This is a genomic window from Geothrix alkalitolerans (assembly GCF_022808885.1).
Classification (GTDB): domain Bacteria; phylum Acidobacteriota; class Holophagae; order Holophagales; family Holophagaceae; genus Geothrix; species Geothrix alkalitolerans.
The window spans coordinates 768474-793317 of the sequence record NZ_JAKZLE010000002.1 but is presented as its reverse complement, the minus strand read 5'-3'; the positions used below and the strand labels follow the sequence as shown (position 1 = coordinate 793317).

Annotated in this window: 27 protein-coding genes; 17 read left to right on the top strand and 10 right to left on the bottom strand. The window is 67.0% G+C overall.

The features are described from left to right. Window positions 1-19: 19 nt before the first annotated feature. A complete protein-coding gene (locus MLJ35_RS07705) occupies window positions 20-601 on the top strand; it encodes a phosphorylase family protein (protein ID WP_243383831.1) in 582 nt (193 codons plus the stop codon). Here MLJ35_RS07705 and MLJ35_RS07700 read toward each other — a convergent pair. Further along, complete coding sequence (locus MLJ35_RS07700) at window positions 570-2909, bottom strand: ComEC/Rec2 family competence protein (protein ID WP_243383830.1); 2340 nt, start codon at window positions 2907-2909, stop codon at window positions 570-572. The genes MLJ35_RS07705 and MLJ35_RS07700 overlap by 32 nt on opposite strands. A 65-nt stretch (window positions 2910-2974) precedes the next feature. Between MLJ35_RS07700 and MLJ35_RS07695 the strand changes: the two genes are divergently transcribed. The 3 genes from MLJ35_RS07695 to MLJ35_RS07685 all read left to right on the top strand — a co-directional run bounded on the left by MLJ35_RS07695 (window position 2975) and on the right by MLJ35_RS07685 (window position 6997). After that, window positions 2975-4396, top strand: a complete 1422-nt coding sequence (locus MLJ35_RS07695) for a sigma-54-dependent transcriptional regulator (protein ID WP_243383829.1) — start codon at window positions 2975-2977, stop codon at window positions 4394-4396. Then, window positions 4389-5057, top strand: a complete 669-nt coding sequence (locus MLJ35_RS07690) for a hypothetical protein (protein WP_243383828.1) — start codon at window positions 4389-4391, stop codon at window positions 5055-5057. The genes MLJ35_RS07695 and MLJ35_RS07690 overlap by 8 nt, the downstream gene beginning before the upstream one ends. 119 nt (window positions 5058-5176) lie before the next feature. After that, entirely contained in the window at window positions 5177-6997 is a 1821-nt protein-coding gene (locus tag MLJ35_RS07685) for an energy transducer TonB (RefSeq protein WP_243383827.1), read from the top strand. Window positions 6998-7040: 43 nt separating this feature from the next. Here the strand turns inward: MLJ35_RS07685 and rnhA are convergent, their stop codons facing one another. Continuing rightward, window positions 7041-7484 carry a ribonuclease HI gene (gene rnhA / locus MLJ35_RS07680; RefSeq protein WP_243322236.1) on the bottom strand — a complete coding sequence of 148 codons (444 nt, stop codon included), beginning with the start codon at window positions 7482-7484 and terminating at the stop codon, window positions 7041-7043. Continuing rightward, window positions 7481-8821, bottom strand: a complete 1341-nt coding sequence (gene lat, locus MLJ35_RS07675) for an L-lysine 6-transaminase (RefSeq protein ID WP_243383826.1) — start codon at window positions 8819-8821, stop codon at window positions 7481-7483. Before lat ends, rnhA begins: the two co-directional genes overlap by 4 nt. Window positions 8822-8881: 60 nt before the next feature. Here lat and MLJ35_RS07670 point away from each other — a divergent pair, with 60 nt between their 5' ends. The 8 genes from MLJ35_RS07670 (at window position 8882) to MLJ35_RS07635 (ending at window position 16590) form a co-directional block, all read left to right on the top strand. After that, window positions 8882-9316 (top strand): molybdenum cofactor biosynthesis protein MoaE, encoded by a 435-nt coding sequence (locus tag MLJ35_RS07670; protein WP_275976401.1) that lies wholly within the window; start codon window positions 8882-8884, stop codon window positions 9314-9316. Window positions 9317-9685: 369 nt separating this feature from the next. After that, window positions 9686-10078 (top strand): DUF948 domain-containing protein, encoded by a 393-nt coding sequence (locus tag MLJ35_RS07665; RefSeq protein ID WP_243383824.1) that lies wholly within the window; start codon window positions 9686-9688, stop codon window positions 10076-10078. Beyond that, entirely contained in the window at window positions 10068-10280 is a 213-nt protein-coding gene (locus MLJ35_RS07660; protein WP_243322227.1) for a YtxH domain-containing protein, read from the top strand. Before MLJ35_RS07665 ends, MLJ35_RS07660 begins: the two co-directional genes overlap by 11 nt. Before the next feature lie 492 nt (window positions 10281-10772). Beyond that, the gene (locus MLJ35_RS07655) at window positions 10773-11207 is read left to right on the top strand and encodes a YybH family protein (protein ID WP_243322225.1); all 435 of its coding nucleotides are present in this window, start codon (window positions 10773-10775) and stop codon (window positions 11205-11207) included. A 60-nt stretch (window positions 11208-11267) separates the two neighbouring features. Continuing rightward, entirely contained in the window at window positions 11268-11576 is a 309-nt protein-coding gene (locus tag MLJ35_RS07650) for a hypothetical protein (RefSeq protein ID WP_243322223.1), read from the top strand. 131 nt (window positions 11577-11707) lie between these two features. Further along, entirely contained in the window at window positions 11708-12835 is a 1128-nt protein-coding gene (locus MLJ35_RS07645; protein WP_243383849.1) for a Y-family DNA polymerase, read from the top strand. 278 nt (window positions 12836-13113) lie between these two features. Then, a complete protein-coding gene (locus MLJ35_RS07640) occupies window positions 13114-13452 on the top strand; it encodes a hypothetical protein (protein WP_243383823.1) in 339 nt (112 codons plus the stop codon). A 78-nt stretch (window positions 13453-13530) separates the two neighbouring features. Next, on the top strand, window positions 13531-16590 hold the full coding sequence (locus MLJ35_RS07635; RefSeq protein ID WP_243383822.1) for a helix-hairpin-helix domain-containing protein: 3060 nt from the start codon (window positions 13531-13533) through the stop codon (window positions 16588-16590). A gap of 94 nt (window positions 16591-16684) precedes the next feature. Here MLJ35_RS07635 and MLJ35_RS07630 read toward each other — a convergent pair whose 3' ends face one another. The 5 genes from MLJ35_RS07630 to MLJ35_RS07610 all read right to left on the bottom strand — a co-directional run bounded on the left by MLJ35_RS07630 (window position 16685) and on the right by MLJ35_RS07610 (window position 20308). Continuing rightward, a complete protein-coding gene (locus tag MLJ35_RS07630; RefSeq protein ID WP_243383821.1) occupies window positions 16685-17161 on the bottom strand; it encodes an RDD family protein in 477 nt (158 codons plus the stop codon). Between the two features lie 108 nt (window positions 17162-17269). Then, the gene (locus MLJ35_RS07625) at window positions 17270-17848 is read right to left on the bottom strand and encodes a hypothetical protein (RefSeq protein ID WP_243383820.1); all 579 of its coding nucleotides are present in this window, start codon (window positions 17846-17848) and stop codon (window positions 17270-17272) included. A gap of 150 nt (window positions 17849-17998) precedes the next feature. Next, window positions 17999-18358, bottom strand: a complete 360-nt coding sequence (locus MLJ35_RS07620; protein WP_243383819.1) for a hypothetical protein — start codon at window positions 18356-18358, stop codon at window positions 17999-18001. A 578-nt stretch (window positions 18359-18936) separates the two neighbouring features. Next, window positions 18937-19638, bottom strand: a complete 702-nt coding sequence (locus tag MLJ35_RS07615) for a hypothetical protein (protein WP_243383818.1) — start codon at window positions 19636-19638, stop codon at window positions 18937-18939. A gap of 136 nt (window positions 19639-19774) precedes the next feature. After that, window positions 19775-20308 carry an AbiV family abortive infection protein gene (locus tag MLJ35_RS07610; RefSeq protein ID WP_243383817.1) on the bottom strand — a complete coding sequence of 178 codons (534 nt, stop codon included), beginning with the start codon at window positions 20306-20308 and terminating at the stop codon, window positions 19775-19777. A 608-nt stretch (window positions 20309-20916) separates the two neighbouring features. Here MLJ35_RS07610 and MLJ35_RS07605 point away from each other — a divergent pair. Further along, window positions 20917-21945, top strand: coding sequence for a DUF2911 domain-containing protein (locus MLJ35_RS07605; protein ID WP_243383816.1), 1029 nt, complete (start codon window positions 20917-20919; stop codon window positions 21943-21945). Window positions 21946-21993: 48 nt separating this feature from the next. On the opposite strand, the gene MLJ35_RS07600 is transcribed toward MLJ35_RS07605, so the two are convergent. After that, window positions 21994-22266, bottom strand: coding sequence for an Ada metal-binding domain-containing protein (locus MLJ35_RS07600; protein WP_243383815.1), 273 nt, complete (start codon window positions 22264-22266; stop codon window positions 21994-21996). 191 nt (window positions 22267-22457) lie between these two features. Here MLJ35_RS07600 and MLJ35_RS07595 point away from each other — a divergent pair, with 191 nt between their 5' ends. From MLJ35_RS07595 to MLJ35_RS07580, 4 genes are all read left to right on the top strand, one after another. Then, window positions 22458-22745 carry a PilZ domain-containing protein gene (locus MLJ35_RS07595; RefSeq protein WP_243383814.1) on the top strand — a complete coding sequence of 96 codons (288 nt, stop codon included), beginning with the start codon at window positions 22458-22460 and terminating at the stop codon, window positions 22743-22745. Window positions 22746-22787: 42 nt separating this feature from the next. Next, the gene (locus MLJ35_RS07590; protein WP_243383813.1) at window positions 22788-23570 is read left to right on the top strand and encodes a C40 family peptidase; all 783 of its coding nucleotides are present in this window, start codon (window positions 22788-22790) and stop codon (window positions 23568-23570) included. Between the two features lie 182 nt (window positions 23571-23752). Further along, window positions 23753-23956 carry a cold-shock protein gene (locus MLJ35_RS07585; RefSeq protein ID WP_243285857.1) on the top strand — a complete coding sequence of 68 codons (204 nt, stop codon included), beginning with the start codon at window positions 23753-23755 and terminating at the stop codon, window positions 23954-23956. Window positions 23957-24097: 141 nt separating this feature from the next. Next, the gene (locus MLJ35_RS07580) at window positions 24098-24445 is read left to right on the top strand and encodes a DUF1292 domain-containing protein (protein ID WP_243285858.1); all 348 of its coding nucleotides are present in this window, start codon (window positions 24098-24100) and stop codon (window positions 24443-24445) included. Between the two features lie 81 nt (window positions 24446-24526). Here MLJ35_RS07580 and MLJ35_RS07575 read toward each other — a convergent pair whose 3' ends face one another. Beyond that, window positions 24527-24796, bottom strand: coding sequence for a hypothetical protein (locus MLJ35_RS07575; RefSeq protein ID WP_243322200.1), 270 nt, complete (start codon window positions 24794-24796; stop codon window positions 24527-24529). Between the last annotated feature and the right edge of the window lie 48 nt (window positions 24797-24844).

Genomic DNA, 24844 nt, shown 5'->3' with positions numbered 1-24844 from the left:
ACGTCTGTAGAATCGGCCCATGCGCCTCCTGCTCTCCGCCTTCGCACCCGAGCTGGGTCCCCTCGCGGGGGATCCGCCGCCGGGCTGGGAGACAGCCACGGTGGGCGTGGGCGCCGTCACCGCCGCGGCCGCCACGGCGCGGTTGCTTGCGGAGCGGCGGCCCGAGGCCGTGCTGTTCCTGGGCACCTGCGGACGCTACGACGGGCGCCTCGGGCTCTTCGACGGTCTGTGGGCTTCGGAAGCCATCGCCACCTCGCTGGAGGAAATGCGCGGCGGGGCCTACCGTCCCGCCATCGAGCCCACGCGCTGGACTGCTACGCTGCCGGGGCCGCTGCCCGCCCATCCCGTGGCCGTTCCGCCGGCCATTACGAACACCCGGGATGGCGCCAGCCTGCTGGCTTCCGTGGCGCCGGCCGAACACTTGGAATTGACGGGTGTCTTCGCCGCCTGCCACGCGGCGGGCGTGCCCTGTGGCGGTGCGCTGGTGGTGGTCAATGATGTGGGGCCGGAGGCGCCCGCCCAGTGGCAGGCCAACCATGCGGAGGGTAGCCGGAGGCTGGTGGCGGCCCTTAGGGCCTCGGGCTTCTTTGCAGGGGCGTGAGCGTCTCGGATCCGTCGCCGGTCTCCACCCGCCACCCGCCTTCAACCACCGAGATCCGGATTCCTGCGCTCGGTCCCGTCACCCACGCCGCGGTGCCAGACCGTCGCAGGGTGTCCAGGGTCTCCGGATGGGGATGCTCGAAGCGGTTGCGGAGGCCTGCGGGGATGACCGCCACTTCCGGCTTCACGGCGGCGATCCAGGCCGGGTCCGAGGCATTGCGGCTGCCGTGGTGGCCCACCTTCAGCAGGCGGTGGGGAAAAGCGCCGGGATCCCCCAGGTCGAGCAGGTCCTTCTCCTGGACGGCCAGGGCGTCGCCCATGAGCCAGAGCTCGCGGTCGCGCCAGGCCACGCGCAGCACGGTGGAGGTCATGTTGGCGTCCGGCAGGGCGTAGGCCCGCTGGGGCCAGCGCACGCTGAAGGTGGCCTCGCCGCGGCTCCAGGCGTCGCCCCGCAGCAGGCCTGCGGGATCGGCGCCGGTGGGGCGGAAGGGTTCCCATGGGTCCTCGTCCTCCGACGTGACCGGCACGGAGGTCGAGGCCAGCGGCCAGATCCGCGCCAGGGTGGCCCAGCCGCCCGCGTGGTCGCCGTGCGCGTGGGTGAGCACCAGGTGCACGGGTTCCCGCACGCCGCGCCGGCTCAGTACCCGCGCGATCCGCCGGCCCGTCCACGGTCCGGGCCCCGTATCGAGAAGGGTGGCGTCGCCGCCGGGCACCCGCAGCAGCAGGGCGTCGCCCTGGCCCACGTCCACGGCTTCCAGCGAGAGGGTGTCGGCTGCGCGGCCCACGCCGCGGAAGGCCAGGAGCCCCAGGGAGGCCGCGACGAGACCCACGGTCAGCGCCCGGGCGCGCCGCAGCGTTCCCTGCAGGTGCGCCAGGGCCAGCCAGCCCAGGGTCAGCAGGAGCCAGGGCCACAGCCGGCCCGTGGCCAGGGGCGCGATGCCTGTGAGGGCGGGTACCAGGCGGTCGCCCATCCAGGTGAGAACCGCCGCAGCGCCCTGGGTGAGGCCGGGCAGGGGAACCAGAATCAGCAGGAGGCAGAGGGGCGTGAGGAAAGCCACGAGGGGCAGCACCAACAGGTTGGCGAGGATGCCCCACCAGGGTGCGCCGCCATGCAGCAGGGCCAGCAGCGGCATCGTGGACAGCCAGGGTGCCGCCAGCCGGGCGAAGGGCAGGGCGAGGCGGCCCAGCAGGGGCGACAGCAGGCCAGCCAGGGGCTCGGCGCCCCAGAGCAGGCCCAGCAGGGCCCACCAGGCCAGCAGGAAGCCCGGCTCCACGCCCGCCGCCGGGTGACCGAGCAGCCAGAGCAGCAGGGCCACGTGCAAGCCCGCCACTGGCGGCAGTTTCCAGCCGCTGGAGCCCCCGATGGCCCAGGCGATGCCCATGAAGAGCCCACGCCACACCGGTGCCGAAAAGCCCACCAGACCCGCGTAGAGCAGCCCCGATGCGATGGCTCCGGCGGCCGCTCCTCGCAGGCGGAGGCGGCGGAGGAGGGCTTCCACGGCGGCCATCACGAGGGTCACCTGGAGGCCGGACACCACCAGGATGTGGATGGTGCCGCTCTCGGCGAAGACGCTGAAGTGGGCCTCGTCCGCCGGCGGGATGCCCAGGGCCAAGGCACCCCACAGATCCTTCGCGGTGGCGCCCAGGGGCAGGGCCTCGAATCGTCGCCGGGCGAAGGCCTGGAGGCGCAGCAGGAAAGCGGGCGCAGGGGGTCCGGTGGCCTCCATCAGCTGCGCCGAGGCCAGGTGGATGCGCCGGGGAGCTTCGTCGCTGCGGGCCCGCCAGAGGGGGCGTTCCGCCAGGAAGACCGGGGCGGCCTGCACGGGCCTCAGCTCGGCGCGCAGGCGCACGGGCGTGCCCGGAAGGGGCGGCGCCTGTTCGCCCTCGGCGGGGATGGTGAGGGGCAGGGAGAGGCCCTTCAGCCGCTCAGGCGCGGATACCTCCAGGCGGCTTCGCAGTCGCTCGCCCTGGAGGGTCCAGGGGGCGTCGATGCGGCCCTCCAGAGCCAGGAAGCCGGTGGGGAGTGCGGTCTCCCACCGGGCCTTGCGGGCGAGCCCCAGGCAGGTGATGCCTGCCAGCCCCAGGGTGAGCGGGACCACCGCCCACCGCCGGAACCGAAGCCGGAGCAGGGGCAGCGGCAGGGTCAGGAGCCAGGCCAGGGCGCCGAGGACCAGCCACCGGGTGGCGAGCTGGCCGTCCCACCGCTCCGGAAGCAGCCAGGGCACGGCGCAGGCGGCTGCGAGGGCCCAGGCCAGGGGCCAGAGCGAAGCCCCGGACAGGCGCTGCCACAGGCTGGATCTGGAGAGCATGGGGGCAGTCTACCTGGGCTGTCCAAACCTTGACAGGGGGCCCCGGGCCAGGGACTCTGACAGGCATGAATCCGGCCCGGGCCCTGCTGGTGGACGACGATCCCACCATCCTCGATGTGGTGGGCACGCTGCTGTCCCGGCACGGGCATGAGGTCGTCGGCACCGGATCCGGTCGCCGGGGGGCCCAGTTCCTGAGGAACGAGCGGTTCGACCTGGCCGTGGTGGACCTCATGCTGCCGGACCTGAATGGCCTCGACCTGGCGCGGGAGGCTGTGGCCAAGCCCGACACGGTGGTGGTGGTCCTGTCCGGTTCGACCTCGGTGGAGACCGCCCTCCAGGCCATGCGCATGGGGATCTACGACTACGTGCCCAAGCCCTTCCGCGCGGAGGAGCTGGAGCACACGCTGCTGCGGGCCATCGAGAAGGCGCAGCTGAACCAGGAGAACAAGCGGCTGCGGGAGCAGATCGAAGGCCAGGCCGAGGGCCCGTCCATGGTGGGCTGCTCCGACGCCTGGCAGAAGCTCCAGAGCCTGCTGCGGCGTGTGGCGCCGTCGCCGTCCACGGTGCTGATCACCGGACCCTCGGGCACCGGCAAGGAACTGGCGGCCCGGGCGATCCACCAGTGGAGCCCGCGCTCCCAGGGTCCCTTCGTGCCCATCCACTGCGGTGCGATTCCGGAGACGCTGCTGGAGGACGAGCTCTTCGGCCACGTGAGGGGGGCCTACACGGACGCCCGCAGCGACCGGGCGGGGCGCTTCCAGCAGGCGGAGGGCGGCACCCTCTTCCTGGACGAGATCGGAACCATGCCTCCGAGCCTGCAGGTGAAGCTGCTGCGCGTGATCCAGGAGCGCGAGTTCACGCCGCTGGGATCCGCGCGGACGCTGAAGGCTGACTTCCGCCTGGTGGCCGCCACCAACGAGGATCTGGCCAGCCTCGTGGAGCAGAAGCGGTTCCGGGAGGATCTGTTCTACCGGCTCAACGTGATCCCCGTGCAGATCCACCCCCTGCGCGAGCACCCCCAGGACATCCCCGTGCTGGTGGCCCACTTCCTCCGCAAGTTCGCGCGGGAGCTGAACTTGCCCCTCAAGCAGGTGGAACCCGCGGCCCTGCAGGCCATGGAGGCCTACCCCTGGCCGGGCAACGTGCGCGAACTGGAGAACGCCGTGGAGCGGGCCATGGCCCTGGGCTCCGATCCAGAGCGGCTGCTCCACCAGGACCTTCCGGCCTCCGTGGCGGGGATCCTGCCTTCCCCGGCCTTCCCGCACCTGCCTCAGAACCTGGGTCTGGGCCGCTTCCTGGAGGACCTGGAGCGGCACCTGATCGAGGAAGCCCTCCAGGCCACCGGTTGGAACAAGAGTGAATCGGCCCGGCGCCTCGGCATGCGCCGCACCACCCTGCTGCACCGCCTGCGGGCCCTGGGCATCCCTCTGGATCGCCAGGGCGGGACGGCGCAACCGGCTGATCCTGTGGAGACCTCTGATGCCTGAACCGAAAGGCGCTCTTCTGGCCCTGCTCTGGGCCTGTCTGCCGCTGGGGGCCTGGTCGCCCAAGGTTCACGAGGCCCAGACCGCCAAGGCCGTCCGCCTGCTGCCCAAGGGCATGGCCGCCCTGCTGCGGGCCCATCCCCAGGAACTGCTGGAAGGCGCCCGGGGCGTGGCCAACGACCAGCCCCCCACCGTGGAGCAGGTGGAGGCCCAGTTCCGCACGGTCCTCCGCCTCAGTGACGAGAATCGCCGGCCCGAGGACATCGTCCGCGACCTGGGCGTGCTGGCCCACATGGTCCAGCTGCTGACGGATCCCTCCGTGACCGAAGGGCTGAGTCCGCTCCGGGAGAGCTTCGAGGCCTATGCCGACCAGAACCTGGCGCACCTGCTGGTGACCCAGGAGCCCTACTGGGCGGCCACGGGCAGCCTGGACCCGGGGCCGCCCCTGCGCCGCTTCCTGGCGACCAAGCTCGAACGGAACCGCCGCCTCCGGGACCACTTTGACGAGAATACGGGCCGCCGCATCGGCCCCTGGGACGACCTGTCGGTGCCCTTCGCCCAGCTTCAGCTGGCTTTTTCCAATGGGGTGCACGCCACGGCGAACCTTTGGATCCTGGCCTGGCGGGCAGCCGGCGACCAGTGGGAGATCCCCGCTCAGCCCTGAATGCCAGACCTGAAGTCCGGCGTGCATCGGGACGATGGATGGGGCAGGTCCCACCCCGCGAGGGCTAGGCGAATCGCGACTTTCGGGCTATCGTTCCAACCATCCCCTCTGGAGCAGTCATGGGCACTTACACCCGCCTCGGGTCCTACCTCCTGGCCTCTGAACTGGCCAACGATCCCTTCGGTTCGATCCATCGGGCGGTGGTCATTGCCGGGAGCAATTTCGATCGCCACATGCTGGTGCGGACCTTCTCGGAAGAGATGTTCCAGGCCGGCATGAACGCGCATCTGGCCGAGGCTGGCCGCGTGGTGTCCCTCCTGGGCGGCGCCCGCATCTACGGCATGGGCTACCGGCTGGAGACGGCCAAGACCCCCCACGTGGCCTGGGACTACGTGCCCGGCCGGAGCCTCGCCCAGCTCATCGAGAAGGCCCGGCAGGAGCAGATCCCCTTCGGCGTGGATCACGCCCTGACCGTCATCCAGGGCGTGGCCCAGGGCATCGTCCAGATGCAGGCCAAGGGCGTCAGCCACGGCGTGCTGAGCCCCTACAGCGTGTGGGTGAGCTTCGAGGGGGCCACGCAGCTCGTGGACGCGCCCTTCGCCGCCATCGCCAAGGGCATGCTGGCCAAGGCGCCCATGGCCAAGCGCAAGCTGGCCCCCTACCTCCAGGGGCCCGAGAACAACGCCCTCCAGACGGATCTCTTCGCGCTGGGCGCCGTGCTCTACGAGCTGCTCACCTTCGAGAAGCTGCCCGTGGGCGGCGACCTCCAGGCCACCCTGGACCAGGCCACCCTCAAGGCCGCCCAGGAAGAAGCCCCGCTGCCTGCGGAGATCCGCGCCTTCCTCGGCCGCCTGCTGCTGGGCCGCCAGCCCTTCGCCACCGTGGAGGACTTCAGTACCGAGCTCGAGCGCGTGCTCTACGACGGCGAGTACAGCCCCACCACGTTCAACATGGCCTTCTTCATGCACACGCTCTTCCGGGAGGAGAACGACCGGGATGCGGCGGCCATGAAGGCCGAGCAGGGCGACAACTTCCTCGGCTACACCGCCGCCGGCGAGAGCCTTCGCAGCGGCGCCACCCGCGCCGAGCACATCGACGGCCACGCCGACGAGCAGGCCAGCCAGAAGAACCGCACGGTTCTCATCGGCGGCGGCCTCGCCGCGGTGGTGATCCTGGGCCTGGGCTACATGTTCTTCGGTCGCCCCAAGGTGGATCCTGCCATCCAGGCGCAGCTGGCGGAATTCCAGCGGATCAAGGCGGAGATCGAGCAGCAGAAGGCCGACCTCGACGCCAAGGCCCGCGCCGAGGCTGACAAGGCCGCCCAGCTCCAGAAGCAGCTGAGCGAGACCAAGTCCTCAGAGGAGAAGGCCAAGCTGCAGAAGCAGCTGGAAGAGTCGCAGCAGCGCAAGCAGGAAGTCGAGCGGCAGCAGAAGGCCGCGGAGCAGCGGATGGCCGAGCAGAGGGCCGCCGAGCAGCGGCTGGCCGAGCAGAAGAAGGCCGCCGAAACCAAGGTCGCCGCGGCCCCGCAGGTGCCCGAGGCGCCCAAGCCACAGCCTATGCAGGAAGCCCCGCGTCCGGTGGCCGTGCCCACACCCACCGGCGTGCCCACGCCCCAGACCACCGCGTCCAGGCAGGCGACGGTCGCCAATGACCAGCCCGCCCGCGTGGTGAATCAGGTGGTGCCGATCTTCCCCCTGCGGGCCGTCCAGATGCGGTGGGAGACGAACCTGGATCACATCGTGCGCCTGAAGGTGTTCGTGGGGGAGCAGGGCCAGCCGCTGAAGGTGTCCGTGATCGAAGGGGTGTCCGGGGCCTTCGGCTTCGACGAGGCGGCCATCGATGCGGCCAACAAGTCCTCCTTCGCCCCCGCCATCCGCGACGGCAAGCCCGTGCGTGGCTGGACGCCCGAGATCATCTACAAGTTCCCCAAGCGGAGGTAGTCGGCGTTCCGTCTCGTGAAACGGGCCTTCCGGGGCCCGTTTTTCATGCCACCGATTGCGCCGCCGCGTTGGCCAGGCGGTCCACCCGCTCGTTCTCGGGGTGGCCGGCATGCCCCTTCACCCAGCGGGCCTCCACGTGGTGCCGCGCCAGCTGTGCGTCCAGGGCCTGCCAGAGGTCCGCGTTGAGCACGGGCTTGCCGTCGGCCTTCTTCCAGCCGCGCCGCTTCCAGTCCTTCAGCCAGGTGGTGATGCCCTTCACCACGTACTGGCTGTCGCTCTGGAGCAGCACCTGGCAGGGTTTCGTGAGCGCCTCCAGGCCGCGGATGGCCGCGGTCAGCTCCATGCGGTTGTTGGTGGTCTCCGCCTCGGGCCCCGAGGCTTCCTTCTCCTGGATGCCGCTGGCGAGGTGCACCCGCAGCAGGAACCCCCAGCCACCCGGACCGGGGTTTCCCAAGCACGCACCGTCGCAGTAGAGCTCGATCTTCATCCCACCAGGGTAGGGGAAGTGGCGGCCACCTGTGCCACGGCCTTGCGGAGCAGCTCCACGCCCAGGTCCAGATCCTCCGGCCGGAGGTTCATGGCGGGGCGGAAGCGCAGGCCCTTGAAGCCTGTGGAGAGGATCATCATGCCCAGCTCGTGGCCCTTGGCCACCACGGCGTTGCGCAGCTCCGGCGTGGCGATGTCCAGGGCGCAGAAGAGGCCGCGGCCGCGGGGGTTCGCGGTGAGCTCGGGGAAGTCGCGGTGGATCTCCTGCAGGCCCTTCAGCAGGCGCGCGCCCTGCGTCACGCCGTGCTCCAGCAGGTTCTCCTCGCGGATGACGTCGATGATGCGCGTGCCGCGCACCATGTCCACCAGGTTGCCGCCCCAGGTGCTGTTGATGCGGCTGGGCACCTGGAAGACGCTCTCCACCTCGTCCAGGCGCCGGCCCGCGGCGATGCCGCAGGTCTGGGTCTTCTTGCCGAAGGCGATGATGTCGGGCTGCACGTCGAACCACTGGTGGGCCCACCACTTGCCCGTGGCGCCGAAGCCTGTTTGCACTTCGTCGAAGATCAGCAGGAAATCGTGACGATCCGCCAGGACCCGGAGCTTCTTCAGGAATTCGCCCCGGAAGTGGTTGTCGCCGCCCTCGCCCTGGATGGGCTCGATGATGAGGCAGGCGATGTCATCCGGATGCTGGGCCACGGCGGCCTCGATGGCGGCGATGGATTCTGCCTCGGCCGCCTCGATCTGGGCCAGGTCCATGGGGAAGGTCAGCTTGGGGTTCGGCACCCGGGGCCAGGGGAACTTGGGGAAGTACTGGTGCTTGCGGGGATCCGCCGTGTTCGTGAGGCTCAGGGTGTAGCCGCTGCGGCCGTGGAAGGCCTCGCGGAAGTGGATGACCTGCGACCCCTTCTCGCCCTTGCCCGCCGCCAGGTTCTTGCGCACCTTCCAGTCGAAGGCCGCCTTCAGGGCGTTTTCCACCGCCAGGGCGCCACCGTCGATCCAGAACAGGTGGGGCAGGTAGTCCGGCGCCGCGTGGGTGCCGAAGGCCTCCACCCACTCCGCGAAGGCCGTGGTGTAGATGTCCGAGTTGGCGGGCTTGTTGACGGCGATCTCGCCCAGGTACTGGATGAATTCCGGCTCCCGCAGGCGGGGGTGGTTGTGGCCCAGGGGCGTCGTGGCGAAGAAGGTGTAAAAATCCAGGTACTTGCGGCCGTCCCGGGCATCCACGATCCAGGAACCGTGGGATTTCTCCAGGTCCATCACCAGGTGGAAGCCGTCCACCAGCATGTGGCGGCCCAGGGTGTCGAAGACGGTGTTCGGATCAAGATGCAGGCTGGTCATGGCGGCCCTCAGAGATGTCGGTTCAATGTATGGTTGGGTCTGGAGCGGAGAGAGGCACGCATGATTCCCTGGATATCGGTTCAGGAAGCCCCGTTGGACGCCATGGCTTTACGAAATGTCATGGAGGATCCCCATGCCGGCGCCCTCGTCCTCTTCGAGGGCCGGGCCCGGGATCACCACGAAGGCCGTCCTGTGCTGGAGCTGGCCTACGAGGCCTATGTGGCCATGGCCGAGAAGGAGCTGGGCCTCCTGCGCGAGCGGGCCATCGAGCGCTACGGCCTCACCCGCTGCGCCATCCACCACCGCATCGGCGTCGTGCCCCTCACGGAGGCCGCCGTCATCGTGGCCACCAGCAGCGCCCACCGCGCCGAGAGCTTCCAGGCCGCCGCCTGGATCATGGACGAGATCAAACAGCGCGTGCCCATCTGGAAGCGCGAGCGCTACAAGGACGGGTCCGAGAGCTGGGTGGAGTGCACGCACCGGTTCCAGATGTAGGGTTCGGCCGCTTCCCGATTCCGCCCCTGGGCGCGCGGCCTCCGGCCTTCGCGCACGGGGCTCGTGGCGGCCCGGGATCGGGCCTGCCGTTCAGGCAGGCCCTCCTGCTCCCCGCTGTGCGGGATCGCAGAGCGGGGCCCCCGGAAGCGCGAGCGCTACAAGGACGGCTCCGAGAGCTGGGTGGAGTGCACGCACCGGTTCCAGATGTAGGCTTCGGCCGCTTCCCGATTCCGCCCCTGGGCGCACGGCCTCCGGCCTTCGCGCCAAGGGCTCTTGGCGGGGCTTGAAAGAAACAGATCGCCCGAAGGCGAATAAAAAGGCCTGGTTCGTCTGGAAGACCCATACTTCCAGGACTTCCAGGAGGTGCGTATGCCCATGCTGCTGCAGATCGTCCTCTCTTGCGCCATCCTTCTGCTCACAGGCTTCCTGGTGCCCCTGCTCATCCAGGCCCGCCGGACCGCCCTCTCGGTCCAGCAGTTCGCCGAGAGCGCCTCGCAGGATCTGCGCCAGGTGTCGCAGGACGTGCATGACCTGCGGCTGCAGGTGGAAGCGGTGGGCCAGCTTGCCGCCGAATCGCTGGCTCATCCCACGATGCTGACCCAGGTGGCTGCGGGGGTGGCTTCGGGCCTCCGCGGGTCCTTCATGCGGCCCGCTCGCCTGGAGCCCTGGCTGGAGGCGCTCGTGACAGGCCTTCAATCCGCCCTACATTGGATCCGAGGCCGCGCCGCGGATCCTCAGAAGGAGGGAGCCCATGAGCGATGAACGGTACGTTGGGAACTCTCTGCTGTTCTTCCTCGCAGGAGCGGCCGTGGGGGCCACCATCGCCGTACTCACCACGCCCAAGACCGGGCCAGAGCTGCGCGGAGACATCAAGGGGCTCGGCCAGCGGGTGCGAGACCGCTTCGCCAGTTCCAGGCCCTTCGAGCGGGAACGGGACAGAGACCATGACATGGTAGGCGCCTGAAGGGGCATCGCCCGCTCGACGCCACCCCAGGGGATTCCAGCCAACAGGACCCCAGGCGATGACCACGCCTGGTCGGTGCCCGGCAGGATGCCTCCTGCCGACGGGACCGGGCCTGGATTCGGCCGGCATCGCCGGGTGGGGGACTGCGCCAAGGACGGGGAAGGTCGCGTCCGCCCCCCGTCTTGTGGCCGGGGGCTTCAGGTCCCGGTGACCATCCGGGCGCGCGCAGACCGGCGCACGGGAACGCTCCCGCACGGGTGGATGGACCGAATAGGGCGCGACGGCCGATCCTTGCCAAGACGGCCTTGGGTGGGATGAGGTCGATCGGCTCCTGGGCGACCCCGGCATCGAGTGGGGGCTTTTGCAGCCCTTTTCTCTTGAGACATTGACTCAGTTTTTTAAAAACCTACCTTGGCTTGGTCCAAGGACAGCTGCGGGCGCGGGCTTCCCGTGCCAGGGAAGCGGTGTGGTCCTGGTCTAGAGGAGATGCCCATGGGATCCCAGGTGGACGAAGTCCGCGCAGCGTCGGAGCGGTTCTACGCCGGGCTGAACCGGATGGCCAATGGCGATGCGAGCCTTCTTGCCGACAGCTGGTCACAGGGTGCGGACGCAACGGCCATGCACCCCGTCGGTGGAAGGGAGGTCGGCTGGGGCAAGGTTTGGGACTCTTTCCAGCAGGTCGCCCAGGCCTCCACGGAGGGGCGGATCCGGCTGGAGGACCAGATCATCCGGGTCACGGGGGACTTGGCCTACGAGCTGGGCGTCGAGCGCGGGGCGTTCAAGCTGGCCGGCCAGCCTGCGGCCATCGACATCCGCGTCACCAACATCTATCGGCGTGAGGAAGGCACCTGGAAGATCGTTCACCACCACACGGACGTTTCCCCGGCGATGGTGGAGATCCTCAACCGGATGCTCGCAAAGTCCTGAGCTCATGATCTCTGGGGCCCCGCAGATGCGGCCCCAGTTCCACCCAAGAGGAGGGCCATCATGTCTTACGGCATCGTGCATCATTTCCCCGGCGGCACCAAGGCGCAGTACGAGGCGTCCCTCGCGGCGGTCCACCCCAGCAAGGACAGTCTGCCGAAGGGGCAGATCTTCCACGCGGCCGGTCCGTCAGCCGGAGGCTGGACCATCGTGGCGATCCACGAGTCCAAGGAAAGCTGGGAGCGGTTCCGCAACGAGATCCTGATGCCGCGCATGCAGCAGGGCATCAAGGGCGGGTTCACCACGCCACCGGAGGAGACCGCCTTCGACGTTGCCAAGCAGGTCTTCCATGAGGCCTCGCTGACGCACTAGGGCCTGTTTCCGACACAGGTCCCGGCTCGCCCTGCCCGCACGGCAGCGCGGCCGCTGGGGAACGTGCGGCGGCTTGATTTTCGATAAATTTTCGCCATACTTGGATCCCCCAGGAGGTCCCGGTGCTGGCGATGTGGGTTCCCGAGCTGCCGTTCCAGCTGGCCTGCGGGCGGGACGGGGGCCTGCGGGACCGGCCCCTGGCCTTCCTGAGCCCCGAGAGCCCCCGCTCGCCGGTGCTCTGGTTCACGAACCGCCTGGGCCGGGCCGAGGGGCTGGCCCCGGGCCTGCCCCTGGACCAGGCCCTGCGGCGGGCGCCGGGCCTGCGGGTGCTGGATCCCTCGCCCCAGGTCTGGTGGGAGGCCCAGGCCGACCTGGGGACCTTCCTCCAGCACTGGACGCCCCAGGGCCAGCTGGGCCGCCTGGGCGAGGCCCTGGTGGAGCTCCAGGGCACTCAAGCGCTCTTCGGGCCCCTGGCGGACACCGCCGAGCGCATGCGCCGGGAGCTGGCCGAGCGCCGCGGCTGGGCCAGCCATGGGGGCCTCTCCCTCAGCGCCACCGCCGCCCAGCTGGCCGCCCGGGCCGAGCATGAGCTGGAGCGGGTGGGGGAGGGGGCCGAGGCCGCCTTCCTGGCCCCCCAGCCCCTGCGCCGCCTGCCGGACCTGCCCCCGCGCCTCCACGATCGCTTCCACCGCCTGGGCCTGCGGGTCTTCGGGGACCTCCAGCCCGTGCCCCTGCCCGTGCTGGCCGAGCTCACGAACCCCAAGGCCGCGCCGGACCTGCGGGCCCGGGTCCGCGGCGAGGACCGGCCCAGGCTGCCCCTGCTCACCGAGCGCCCCGGCCATGCCCGCCACGGCTGGCGCCTCCAGCCCCCCCGCCTGCCGGAGGAGGTGGCCCTGGCCGTCCGCTGTCTGGACTGGCTCTGGTCCGACCCCCGCCACCCCCGCACGCTGACCCTGCGATGGTGGGACGTGGACGGCGAGCCCCACACCTGGCGGGCCGCCCCCGAGGACCTCACGGCCCCGCCCCTGGTCCTGGCCCGCCGCCTCCAGCAGGCCTTCCTGGCGGGCGCCACCCGCCGCCTCCTCGTGCGCGAGGTGGAACTGCGCCTGGCCTGGGGCCTGGGCCGCGAGCGGGCCCTCTTCGAGGATCCCCGGAACGCCAAGCTCGATCGCCTCGAACCCGCCCTCGCCCGCCTCCGCCGCCGCTTCCCCGACCGGGCCGTGCTGCCGGGGTGGATGGGCGTGGAAGCAACGTGTTGACTGGAGAATAAATTGTTCTACATTTATTGGAACCGGGATGATCTTCCACTGGGACGACGAGAACCGCGCCCACATCGCCCGTCACGGCGTCTCCGAATTCCAGGCGGAAGAGGCTTTCCGGATGGAGGATGCCACGATCTTTCAGGATGCCGCACGGCTGAACCGCTGGAGGCCACGGTGGAGGGGCGGACGCTCAAGGTGGCCTTCGCCAAGGTGTTTCCCGAAGGATTCCGGGTCATCACGGCGCATTGGATGCGTTCAAAACGGAGGAGGATGCCATGACTCTCAAGAAAGCCAAGCGCATGTCCATGGCCGAATTCGAGAAGGGTTCCGGATCGGGCGAGCCCCTGGATGTCCTGCAGGTCCGGCAGGAGGCCGACGCCGCCTGGGCGGAACGGGCGTTTCGGGGTGGGGAAGCGCTGGGGGCGCCCATCCGCATCCAGCGGGGTAGGCCGAAGGCAGGGGAGTCTCCTGCCCCAACGGTGGTGAAGGCCATCCGGTTACCCGAAACCCTGCTGGAGCAACTTCAGACCCGGGCCAAAGCCGAGGGGCTCTCGCTGAATGCACTCCTCCAGACGGCTGCCGCCGAATACCTCATGCGGCATCGGGGTGCCTGAAACGGGACTGCCACCCAATTTCTTTTTTCGACGCGTGATCGCCGGAGGCGATCGCGAGCGGTCTTCGATTGAGCTCCCATGTTCGCCCTCGGCATCTCCGATTTCTCTGTGGGTGAAGGCGTCTACCCGGCGAGGCAGCTGCTGTCGCTGGCGCGGCGCCTGGGCTACCGCGACCTGGTCTGCTGGGACCGGGGGGTGGCGGGTTATCCGAAGCTGCGGGCGGAGCTGGACTGGATCCACGAGGCGCGGCGCCTGGAGGGCCTGCCGCCGGATCCGCACTGGACGGGCTTCCGCCTGCACCTGGGCAGCCGCTTCACCTGGCGGGGCCACGGCTACGGCGCGCTGCCCTTCACGGATGCGGGCTACGCGGCCCTGAACCGCCTGCTCTCGGCCCAGGCCCACCTGGACCGCGAGCCCCCCATCCCCGGCCTGGGCGCCCCCGAGCCGCCCGGGGACTGTGTGCTGCTGGCCGACGACCTCGCGGGCCTGGACGCGCTGCTGCGGGAGGGCCTCTATGGCGCCCTGCTGGCCCATCCCCGCCGTGCCCAGGAGGCCCGGAAGGCCCTGGCGGCGGGCCTGGAGGTGGTGGCGCCCCAGGTGCTGCGCTTCCGCACGGCCGAGGGCCTGGAGATGCACCGCCTCAAGCGGGCCATCGATCAGCAGACGACGCTCATCCGCACGGAGGCCCTGTGGGATTCCGCCGAGGCGGCCGTCCCCCGCGCCGACTGGGAGGCCCGCTTCCCCTTCGGCGAGCCCGCCGTGGAACGGGCCACCGCGGCCGTCCTGGAGCGCATCTCAGGCTGGAGCATCCACTGGGGGGCCTGGGTGCTGCCCGAGCCCCTGGGCCGCGAAGGCGCGGACCTCAACGCTCTCCTGCGGGAGAAGGTGCGGGCGGGCGTGGCGGCACGCTTCCGGAGCCCGGGCGGCGAGGTGCTGGCCCGCATGGAGCAGGAGCTGGACCTCATCGCCTTCAAGGGATTCGCCCGCTACTTCCTGCTGGTGGAGGACATCGTGCGGGCCGCCCGGGGCGCCGCTCCGCGCATCTGCGGCCGGGGCAGCGGGGCTGCGTCCCTGGTGAGCTACGCCCTGGGCCTCAGCAACGTGGATCCCGTGGCCACCAACCTCATGTTCGAGCGCTTCCTCACGAAGGAGCGCAAGGACCCGCCGGACATGGACCTCGACTTCGCCTGGGACGAGCGGGACGCCGTCATCCAGTCCGTCTTCGAGCGCTACGGCCGCGACCGCGTGGCCATGGTGGCCAACCACGCCTTCTTCAAGGCCAAGGGCGCCCTGCGCGCCGTGGCCCAGGCCCACGGCCGGCCCGACAGCGAGCTCAAGCAGCTGGCCCGCTTCGTCCGCGGCTGGGAAGGGGGCCTCCCCCGCGCCGCCGAGAACCCCGCCTGGGAGGTCATCCTCCGCCAGGCCGCGGCGCTCCAGGGCCACTTCCACCAGTTCTCCGTGCACCCCGGCGGCACCGTCGTCACCCCCGGCCCCTTCTGGGAGCACGCCGCCTTCCAGCCCGCGCCGGCCAAGGAGGGCGTCTCCACCACCACCTGGGACAAGGACGGCGTGGAGGGCTACGGCCTGGTGAAGATCGACCTGCTGGGGAACCGCAGCCTGGCCGTCATCCGCGATGCCTACGCGGTGCTGGGCGATGCCGTGGCCGCCGACCCCGGCACGCATGCACGCGAGGATCCCGCCACCCAGTCCCTCCTGGCCCGGGGCGACAGCATCGGCGTCTTCTACGTCGAGAGCCCCGCCACGCGCCAGCTCCAGCAGCGGGTGCGGAAGGGCGACTTCGAGACCCTGGTGATCCACTCCAGCCTCATCCGGCCGGCGGCCTACCGCTGGGTGGACCGCTACGTGAAGCGCAGCCGCGGCGAGGAGGCCTGGGAGCCCAGCGATCCCGTGTTCAGCGACCTGCTCTCCGAGAGCTTCGGCGTGCTGGTCTACCAGGAGGATGTCCTCAAGGTCTGCGTGGCGCTGGCGGGCTGGAGCCACTTCGAGGCCGACCAGCTCCGCAAGCTCCTGGGCAAGCCCGACTGCGAGGCGAAGCTCCCCACCTTCGAGGCCCGGTTCCGGCGCGGATGCGCAGAGCGGGGCGCGCGCCAGGCCACGGTGGACGAGGCCTGGGACATGATCCGCACCTTCACGGGCTACTCCTTCTGCAAGCCGCACTCCGCCAGCTACGCCCAGGTGAGCTTCGAGAGCGCCTGGATCAAGGCCCACCATCCGGCCGAGTTCTTCGCCTCCGTCGTCACCAACCAGGGCGGCTACTACCCCGCCATCGCCTACCTGGGCGACGCCCGCCGCCACCGGCTGGTGGTGCGCGGGCCCGACGCCAACGCCTCCGCCTGGGCCTTCACCGCCGAGGGCGGCCAGGCTCTGCGCGTGGGCCTCATGCAGGTGCAGGGTGCCCTCGAGAAGGAGGTGCGCGGGCTGCTGGAGGAGCGCGAGCGCCACGGCCCCTTCGCGGACCTGGATGACCTGCTGGGCCGGGTGAAGCCCTCCGTCCCCACCGCCGAGGCCCTCTGCGCCGCCGGGGCCTTCGACCGCTGGGCGCCCGACGGCGACCGCACGCGCCTCATGTGGGCGCGGCTGGGCGGCGTGCCCCCCGGCGTGCGCCCGCGCCCCACGGACGCCTTCGACCGCGCCGACCTGGAGATGGCGACCATGGCCCTCACCCTGGAGATCCACCCCGCCGCCCTCGCCCGCGTGCGGAAGGGCGGCGGGCCCGACCGCGTGGCGGATGTGGGGAGGGGGGGAAGCCCGGGTACGGCTTGGCCGGACCCGGGCGCGGGGGCCCGGGCGGGAGGCTCCATGTCCGCGAGCGCCGCGAGCGGGAGCGCGGTGCAAGGCACCGTGCGATCCAGGGAGGCGCGCAGCGCAGCGGAGCGTGGAACCCCCGGACGATATCTGCGCTTTTGGGCCCTGGTGGTGGCCGACAAGGACGTGGCCACCGAGAAAGGCGAGCGCATGCAGTTCGTCACCTTCGAGGACGAGACCGGCCTCTGCGAAGCCGTGGCCTTCCCCCCCGTCCTCCGCCGTCGCCAGCGCCCCTTCCGCGTGGGTGAGGTCGTCTCCATCAGCGGGAGGACGACCCTGCAGGACGGACTGGATGTGTTCGAGGTTCAGTGAAAAGGAGGGGCAGCCACAGATGAGCACCGACGAGGAAGACACGGATGCGTCTCGCCTGTCCCAAGGGGCGCACGCGCAGGAAGAGAGCGGGGGGTCAGGCCTCCGAGCGTTTCACCACGTAGGTCTTCGAGATGGAGTCATGCCAACCGCGGGACTCAGCCCCGAAGCAGGAGAACGGCTCGAAGGGGATGTACCGCGAGAAGGACCGTCCGATCGCCTTGCCGAGCGAAATGGGCCCGCCCGACTCGTCCACCACGCGGGTCTTGGTCACGAGCTTGCCCAGCGTGAAGCCGAACCTGTATTCCATGAACGAGTAATAGATGACGGTGATGAGGATCCCGTAGAGGTTCGCCATGCAGCCTGCCTTCAGGTGAGCGGCCCCAGCGGCTTTGAAGATCAGAATGATGGCCACACCAAGGAAAAACTGAAGTGCATAACAAATGATGTTATCAATCATGAAATTGGCGAACCTCGTGCCTGCTCCCACCATCTCGATGGGAAGAGGCGCCAGTTCGCCTTCCTCGGTCAGCACGCTGGCGGGTGGCAGGTAGGGGTCGCGGGGCTGATCCATGGGTGCCTCTGGTGGGTGGTGATGCTCGTCGGAAGAAGCTGGCTGGGCCCGCAGTGGCCGGGATGGTTCGCGAAGCGGTCGATGGGGGAATGGCCAGGGCGGAAGGGTTCAGCCACGTGGCCCTGAGTCCGAGCCGACCGGTGGGATGGGAGCTTCTGAAAGAAAAGCCCTTGTGACCTTTTTCAAACGCCACCGGGCCATGGAAAAAGGTATTAAGAAATAAAGAAAGAAAAACAATCCGAGAAATAATAGTGCAACGATAAATAAAAACCCGATGATGAATATCATTTTGCCGGGGTTTGCAAGGTATTCCTTTTGGTTGAATTGAGAATAAGAAATGCTCAAGGCCAACGGGATGGTGCTTGCCAGTGAGAATGAAAACAGGCGGAGAAGGACGGGTAACCATCTGGCGTAGAACCACCTGGACGCAAAAATTGGAATAAAAAAAGTGGCCAGTGACGTTAAGAGGAAGGCCGTTGCCAAGGTGATTCCGAAGACAAAATCAGCGGACCTGGATTGGCCATGCTTGGTGACCTCTTCCACCAGCCCGAAAATGCCGAGCGCCAGCATCGGAGCCGAAAAGGTCAATCCGATCACCGGAATCCACATTGATTTTGGACCATGGGTGGGTGAGTCCTGGAGCGCGGCTGTCGGTGGGGCGTAGTGGGATTCGGTTGATGGGTGCACGGAGAACTCAACGAAAGAAGCTGACCGGCCCCGCCTGCACCGAGGCGACGAGCGGAGTCGAGGAAGCGGGATGTTGAGAGAGGCCGGGAGGCCATGCCGGCGAGGTCCGTGCTGCGCGGAAGGGAAGGCTGACGAGCGAATCGCTCCGCATCATCTGCCCCCAAATAGTGGGGAAGCTGTTGGGTTCAGCAGATGGTAGGCAGACATCACGAAAAGACCGATCCAAAAAAGGAGCAACATGACTGAAAATAAAGTGAGCATAAAAGCAAATGCTTTTATCAACATGGGACGATTATGTTCAATATTATTGCTCATCACAAAAGCACGGCACTGACCAGCCCCCGCTGCAACAAGAATTAACGGGAAAGACCATTTTTGGAGCGTGAGAGTTTGGTGCGTTTTACCGAAAATTAAAGCCATGAGAATAAAGAAGATGATTGGTCCAAAGGTCCAGCCGACCATCTTCAGGGCGGAGGAATGAGGCGCTTGTTGATTGGGTGCACTGTTCATCTGGCGGCCTGACGAAGGAGACCAACCGGCCCCGCCTGCACTGAGGCGAGGTGCGGAGCCGACCAAGCGAGAAATTGAGAAAGGGTGGAAGACAAGGCAGGCGGAGCCCGGGATGGGCGCAGGGTCAGGGCCAGGTTGGCCTTGACTGAGGTGGTGGAATATTTTTGGAAGAGCCCTGATCTGTGCTGCGGAAGTAATAGATGCAGAATACAGCCATGACGAGTAACGCCCAAAACACGAGGCTCGATTTGCGGGGCCCTTCGTTTGCGGCCGCCTTCGACGGCTGGCCTGCCATGGGCCCATACAGAAGATTATGGAAGGAATTCCCAGCGATTGAAGGCGGCAAGTCAACCCTATCGGCTTTGATCTCGATGGGTTTTGCCTCTTTGGCAGAAGGAGGCCGTGGATGTTGATTTTTGATTGGAATTTTAGGGCGGTTCATTTGTTTGCTCCGAGCAGGCCCTAACGATGGAAGCTAACCGGCCCCGCCTGCACCGAGGCGCCGAACGAAGCCGAGGAAGCGAGAAGCTGAGAGAGAGCAGAAGACAATGCAGGCGGGGTCCGAGTTGAGCGGAGGGTTAGCCGATGGAGGGCTCGATGAATCGGTAGTGGTTTTGAATGAACTGAATGGTTCGATCGTACTTATTGAAATGAGCGGGTCCCGCTTGGTGACGCATCTGTTGGAGAAAATGAATAAATGGCGAAGAGAAATTAGCTCTCCCATTCTGTAGGCGACACGCCATTACATCGCTGGCGAGGCATTTCCGCATCGGAATTTCTTCGGTAGAGACGAAATCGTGTCGAGATGGTTCCAAGCCAAAGGATCTAGCTTTCAAAATGGCAGATGGGGTTAACAAGAACCCTAACCAATCTTGGTCTTCCCCATAGGTGAATGCCTCAATGAAGGCCTTCCCCATAAGAGAGCGGCCATCCTTACTTCGTATGAAAGAACCTTCAGATAAGGCGCCTCGTAAAGGAATGCTGGAGTAAAGGCATTTCTCGAAAAAATGTTTACTGGCTTGCTGAATTAATGCATATGATTGAGCACTATCATCACGAGAAAAAATTATGAAAGTGTCGGAAAGCCAAGAATAATCTAAAAATCCTGCTTGGTAATCCCTGCAAGTAGATTCGAGATGTGCAAGCGTTTCTTCATAATCTTCCATGATCAGTGTGGCTTCGAAAGTAGCACCATCGACATTGACCATATTTTTGAAACCAAGAATATCGAAACTTGCCACCCAGCTGTTCGAGAGAATCCATTTTGTCTCATCGAGCATTTTGGACCTCGAAGAATCGGCTAACGAATGAAGCTAACCGGCCCCGCCTGCACCGAGGCGATGAGCGAAGCCGAGGAAGCGGAACGAAGAGAAAGAGCGGAAGGCAATGCAGGCGGGGTCCGAGTTGAGCGGAGGGTTAGCCGCGAGGACAACCTGGGTTTGTGAGACATTCGGCATGCCAGTGCGCACGAAGTGAAGAAAAGGATCGTTCAAGCATTATGGCAGCATCTTCTTTTGTGATTTGGTCCAACGGAGATAGGACAGTCGATTGGCCGAAGTCTATATAAGTGGATTGATTCTTTTTGTCGACACGTGATTGGGCCGTGTCTCTGGCATTTTCGAGCCACCTTAGATCTGTATTTCGAAGCATGTCAGGCTCAACCCCGAACAGATATTGATGGTAATCATCAGAATCAATCTTTTCCTTGTGGCCACGAAAGCGCTTCATCACGTGCTTCCAGTCGATGGCCTCGCCCCGGAGGCGACGACCAATGACGCCGACCACAATCGGAATCTTTCCGAGTTCTTCGCAGCAGAAGTAGGCGAGTAGGAATGCCCTAGCGAAATACCCATTCTCGAAGAGCACCTTGGCTTCCTTGTGCAGGGACTCCGCATTGTCGAAAATGCGGAGTCGAAGCTGGTGGAGCTCTTCGTTTGTGAGTTTATGCATGCGGCTAACTTTGTATTAGGCGAACTGAATGGCAGAAGCCAATGAACGCCTTTTGGGTGGAAGTCGAGGCTGGGCTATTTCGCGATCATGTTCCCACTTGGCCGGTTTGATCCTCATCACAACCGGCTGAACGGTGCGAAATGGCCGCTGAACGGTCCGGAGGGTCTGGCCGGGGGTCTGGATGGCGCGTGAGGGGCGATGAACCCTTCAGCCCGGGACTCTGCTGGGAAAGGCTTTTTGAGCCGGTGATGAACGGAGATGGACGGTGATCAGGCCGGATGAGTCCCTGCACGGGCTCGCCGTCGGCGGCTTCCGGCGGGGCCGGAAGTCATCCAGGGGCGCCCATGCTGTGTGAGGCCGGAGCCCCCATCCGTGAAATCACTGAAATCACCGAAATCAGTGGCCGATTTGCCTTTGGCTTTTCCATCCCCGTCCATCCCCGTTCATCACCGGCTAGATGCTTTTGCTTTTCAATCCGTGTCCATCCGTGTTCATCCGTGGCTGAAAAACGTCCTTCCCACCCCGGTCACCCCCGAAATCCCACCACTCGCCCCAGGTGGCTTCCGGTTCTTCAGGCTTGGGGGCAGGATGCTTCGCGGAGGTGTCCCATGCGTCGGTTCGCTGTTGCCCTGCTCTCGGTTGCGCCCGTGCTCGTCGCCCAGGCGCCGCCCCTCACGCTGCCCGAGGCCAGTCCCCGGGCCACGGTCAGCCAGACAGTGGGGCTGACGGACATCGAGGTGAGCTACCACCGGCCGGCGGTGAACGGCCGCAAGGTCTGGGGCGGGCTGGTGCCCTACGGCGAGGTCTGGCGGGCCGGGGCCAACGAGAACACCGTGGTGACCTTCTCCAGCCCCGTCCGGGTGGGCGGGACGCCGCTGCCGGCGGGGCGCTACGGCCTCCACATGCTGCCCACGGCCACGGCCTGGACCGTGATCTTCAGCAGCCAGTCCCACGGCTGGGGCAGCTACAGCTACGACGCCAAGGAGGACGTGGCCCGGGTGCCGGTGACGCCCGTGCCGTCGGAGCCGACCGAGCGCCTGGCCTACACCTTCGACGATCCCGGCGAGCAGGGGGTCACCCTGTCGCTGCGCTGGGAGAAGCTGCGGGTGCCCATCCCGATTGCGGTGGATTCCAAGGCGGTGGTGGTGCAGAGCCTGCGGGAGCAGCTGCGCGGCCTCCACCAGTTCTATCCCGAGTCCTGGAGCGGCGCCGCGGGCTGGTGCGTCCGCCACGACGTGAACCTGGACGAGGCCATGACCTGGGTGGACCGCTCCCTCGCCATGCGGGAATCCTTCGCGGCCCTGCGCACCAAGGCCGCGCTGCTGGACAAGAAGGGCGACGCCGCGGGCGCCGAGGCCCTGCGGGCGAAGGCCCTGGCGAGGGCCACCGAGGCGGAGGTCAACCTGCTGGGCTACACGCTGCTGGGCCAGAAGAAGGTGGACGAAGCCATCGCCCTCTTCCAGCGGAACGTGAAGGACCACCCCGACTCCTGGAACGTCTACGACAGCCTCGCCGAGGCCTACGCCCTCAAGGGCGACAAGGCCCAGGCCGCCGCGAACTACCAGAAGGCCCTCGACAAGGTGAAGCAGGAGGACCAGCGCACCCGCATCCACCGCGAGCTCGACAAGCTCAAGTAGCGGGGATCGGAGGATTTCACGTTCTGAAGCAGGCGGATCGGACCCGCCTTAGTCGCCGGGCTTGCAATCCTCGCAAGGCTTCATGCCGGCCTGCTTGGCCTCGGCCACGGACTTGAAGTCCACGCGGGTGTGGGCCTTGTCGATCTCCTTCACCCACTTGCAGTTGGCCTTGTGGTACACCTTCGTCTCCTTGCAGCCCACGATGACCTCGGCCTTGGCCTTGGCCTTGGCTTCGACTTCGGCCTTCGGCTTGTCATAGGGGTGTGCGGCCAGCTGGCTCGCCATCAGGGCCGCCATGGTCAGGAGCTGGAGCGTTCGCATCGGGCACCTCCTCCGGGAAGCGAATTGCGAGACTCAATTTCGGTCGATTCGCGTCCGGCGCCAGACCCTCGGGGCGGATGGCGGCCATGGAGAGGGGCCTGTGGGGTCTCGAGCCAAAGGGGAAAAAGCAGCAGGATTCATATTGTCTAGACTGGAAATTCTCCCTATCGTGAATCCCCATGAGCCACCCCATGGAAAAGCGGTCCTGCCCCCGGGCGATCCTGAACCAGATCGTGGAATTCGAATGCGTGGACACGGTGCTCGGGCCGCCGGCGGAGATCCGAGCCACGGGCATCGGCCGCGACATCAGCGACGCGGGCGTGAGCCTGCTCACCAACTGCCTCCTGCACCGGGGCGAGGTGCTGACTGTCCACGTGCCCCCCGGCGTGGAGGCCGCCGGCCGGTCGGTTCTCTCCGAGGTGAAGTGGATCCAGCCCACGCGGCATGGGATCCGGGTCGGTCTGAAGTTCATCGCCTGACGGGCACCTGCTAGGATCCCTGCATCCTTCAGGCGGGGTCCCATGCTCAGCAGGCACAGGAGGGGCGCATCCGTGGCGGCGGCCCTGCTGGCGCTGGCGGCCTGCACGCGCGCACCGCGCCGAACCGTGGAGCGGCCCCCCTCCAGCCCGGTCGGGGCGCGGGTCATTCCCCGGCTGGGCTACACCCTGCAGGCCGGAGCCTTCGCCAAGGTGGAGAACGCGGCGCGCTTCGCCCAGGCGCTGCAGGTGCAGGGTCTGGAGGCGGCCTATTACGGCTCGGAGGACGGCCTCTACCGGGTGCGGTTCGGAGACTTCGCCACCAAGGAGAAGGCCCGGGCCCGCGGCGAGGCCCTGAAGGCCGCCGGGGTGATTGAGACGTTCTGGGTGGTGGCTCCGAACGGATCGGCCCCGGGGGCCGGCGGGCGTTTCCAGATCCACCCCGAGGACGAGAAGGGCCTGCGGGCCAGCCTGGTGGAGACCGCCACGGGCTACCTGGGCGTGCCCTACCTGTTCGGGGGCACCACGGAGAAGGGCTTCGACTGCAGCGGCCTCACGGGCGCCGTGTACCGGCTGAACGGATTGAAGCTGCCGCGCTCCTCCCAGGCCCAGTTCGAGGTGGGCAGGGCAGTGGACCTGGATGACGCCCGGGCGGGGGACCTGCTCTTCTTCGCGACGAACGGGGGTGGCCGGGTGAGCCATGTGGGGCTGTACCTGGGGGATGGGGCCTTCATCCACGCGCCGCGGCCGGGGCAGGGCATCCGCCGGGACCGGCTCTCGGACCGCTACTACCAGCGCGCCTTCATGGGGGCGCGGAGCTACCTCTAGGGGGTTTTGCCGCGACCCCTAAGACGCTGCCGCAAATAAATTCGTCGATTTTTTGAAAATTGGATGCGGAATGGCCTTAGACTGGAAATCGCCCGCCGGTCGTGCGGGTATCAAAAAGCGTTGCTGCCTCGCCTGGAAGGAACAATGCATCTACATCCAGGACGAAGAAAGCAGGTAGTTACATGGCTCAGGGAACCGTGAAGTGGTTCAACGCCGAAAAGGGTTTCGGATTCATCACCCCCGATGACGGCGGTGCGGATCTGTTCGTTCATCACTCCGCCATCGAGACCACGGGTTTCCGCACCCTGGACGAGAATCAGCGCGTGAGCTTCAACGTGGGTCAGGGCCAGAAGGGCCCCCAGGCCACCAACGTCACCAAGATCTAACCGTACCGTTCACACGGAATCGGCCTCCTTCGGGGGGCCGATTCTTTTTCCGGATTCTGCCGCGGCCGGTCCCGTTCAGCTTATTTCCTTGGCCCGAAAGGCCTCCGACCGTATTCTGGTCCCTTGCGCAAGGAGGAGCCCATGGCTCACGAAGGTCACGAGCACGGACCGGACTGCAACCACGATCACGACGATTCCTTCGAGATCGAAGTCGTTGAACTCGAAGACGAGAATGGCGAGAAGGAAGAGTTCGCGATTCTGGAAGAGCTCGAGTTCGAAGGCCGCGACTTCGCCATCCTGGCTCCCCTGGCCGAGCTGCAGGCCCAGGAGGACGGCACCGCGGACCCCGAAGAGGGCCTGAGCCTGGAGATCTTCGAGGTGAAGGACGACATGTTCACGCCCCTCGAGGACGAGGAGCTGGCCGAGCGTCTCATGAAGCACCTCGACGAGCAGGAAGCCAAGCTCAAGGCCGAGGAAGAGAAGGACTGAGCGAAATCTCCGTCATTCGCAGGAAGGCCCCCGGTTGGGGGCCTTCCTGCGTGAATCCGTAGAACGAGCTTGGATGCACTGCTACTTGGGTGAGGGTACGTCCTTGCCTTTCGCAGGGTATTTCTTGGCGACTTCCTTCTGGTGGGCCTGCTCCTGGGCATTGGCCTCCTTGGAACGCTTTTCCGCCGTGTCGTCCTTCTTGCGTTCCTTCGCCTGGGGCGGATCGGCTTGTCGGACCCTGTCCACCGTATCCTTGGCTTTGGCCCGGCTCTTGTCCTCCTTGCTCTGGGCGGAAAGGGCCGTCGATCCGGCCAAGATCATCGTTAGGGCAAACATGCCCACCTTGTTCATGCGCAGCTCCTTTTCAGCCTTTTGGCTTGGCTCAATATAGAAGCCCCT

Bases quoted from the DNA above. Each gene is read 5' to 3' on its own strand.
- MLJ35_RS07700 (WP_243383830.1), bottom strand. From the start codon at position 2,909: ATGCTCTCCAGATCCAGCCTGTGGCAGCGCCTGTCCGGGGCTTCGCTC.
- MLJ35_RS07670 (WP_275976401.1), top strand. From the start codon at position 8,882: ATGATTCCCTGGATATCGGTTCAGGAAGCCCCGTTGGACGCCATGGCT.
- MLJ35_RS07620 (WP_243383819.1), bottom strand. From the start codon at position 18,358: ATGAACAGTGCACCCAATCAACAAGCGCCTCATTCCTCCGCCCTGAAG.
- MLJ35_RS07630 (WP_243383821.1), bottom strand. From the start codon at position 17,161: ATGGATCAGCCCCGCGACCCCTACCTGCCACCCGCCAGCGTGCTGACC.
- MLJ35_RS07690 (WP_243383828.1), top strand. From the start codon at position 4,389: ATGCCTGAACCGAAAGGCGCTCTTCTGGCCCTGCTCTGGGCCTGTCTG.
- MLJ35_RS07615 (WP_243383818.1), bottom strand. From the start codon at position 19,638: ATGCTCGATGAGACAAAATGGATTCTCTCGAACAGCTGGGTGGCAAGT.
- MLJ35_RS07655 (WP_243322225.1), top strand. From the start codon at position 10,773: ATGGGATCCCAGGTGGACGAAGTCCGCGCAGCGTCGGAGCGGTTCTAC.
- MLJ35_RS07645 (WP_243383849.1), top strand. From the start codon at position 11,708: ATGTGGGTTCCCGAGCTGCCGTTCCAGCTGGCCTGCGGGCGGGACGGG.
- MLJ35_RS07685 (WP_243383827.1), top strand. From the start codon at position 5,177: ATGGGCACTTACACCCGCCTCGGGTCCTACCTCCTGGCCTCTGAACTG.
- MLJ35_RS07705 (WP_243383831.1), top strand. From the start codon at position 20: ATGCGCCTCCTGCTCTCCGCCTTCGCACCCGAGCTGGGTCCCCTCGCG.
- MLJ35_RS07695 (WP_243383829.1), top strand. From the start codon at position 2,975: ATGAATCCGGCCCGGGCCCTGCTGGTGGACGACGATCCCACCATCCTC.
- MLJ35_RS07605 (WP_243383816.1), top strand. From the start codon at position 20,917: ATGCGTCGGTTCGCTGTTGCCCTGCTCTCGGTTGCGCCCGTGCTCGTC.
- MLJ35_RS07650 (WP_243322223.1), top strand. From the start codon at position 11,268: ATGTCTTACGGCATCGTGCATCATTTCCCCGGCGGCACCAAGGCGCAG.
- MLJ35_RS07595 (WP_243383814.1), top strand. From the start codon at position 22,458: ATGGAAAAGCGGTCCTGCCCCCGGGCGATCCTGAACCAGATCGTGGAA.
- MLJ35_RS07660 (WP_243322227.1), top strand. From the start codon at position 10,068: ATGAGCGATGAACGGTACGTTGGGAACTCTCTGCTGTTCTTCCTCGCA.
- MLJ35_RS07590 (WP_243383813.1), top strand. From the start codon at position 22,788: ATGCTCAGCAGGCACAGGAGGGGCGCATCCGTGGCGGCGGCCCTGCTG.
- MLJ35_RS07640 (WP_243383823.1), top strand. From the start codon at position 13,114: ATGACTCTCAAGAAAGCCAAGCGCATGTCCATGGCCGAATTCGAGAAG.
- MLJ35_RS07600 (WP_243383815.1), bottom strand. From the start codon at position 22,266: ATGCGAACGCTCCAGCTCCTGACCATGGCGGCCCTGATGGCGAGCCAG.
- lat (WP_243383826.1), bottom strand. From the start codon at position 8,821: ATGACCAGCCTGCATCTTGATCCGAACACCGTCTTCGACACCCTGGGC.
- MLJ35_RS07610 (WP_243383817.1), bottom strand. From the start codon at position 20,308: ATGCATAAACTCACAAACGAAGAGCTCCACCAGCTTCGACTCCGCATT.
- rnhA (WP_243322236.1), bottom strand. From the start codon at position 7,484: ATGAAGATCGAGCTCTACTGCGACGGTGCGTGCTTGGGAAACCCCGGT.
- MLJ35_RS07635 (WP_243383822.1), top strand. From the start codon at position 13,531: ATGTTCGCCCTCGGCATCTCCGATTTCTCTGTGGGTGAAGGCGTCTAC.
- MLJ35_RS07585 (WP_243285857.1), top strand. From the start codon at position 23,753: ATGGCTCAGGGAACCGTGAAGTGGTTCAACGCCGAAAAGGGTTTCGGA.
- MLJ35_RS07580 (WP_243285858.1), top strand. From the start codon at position 24,098: ATGGCTCACGAAGGTCACGAGCACGGACCGGACTGCAACCACGATCAC.
- MLJ35_RS07665 (WP_243383824.1), top strand. From the start codon at position 9,686: ATGCCCATGCTGCTGCAGATCGTCCTCTCTTGCGCCATCCTTCTGCTC.
- MLJ35_RS07575 (WP_243322200.1), bottom strand. From the start codon at position 24,796: ATGAACAAGGTGGGCATGTTTGCCCTAACGATGATCTTGGCCGGATCG.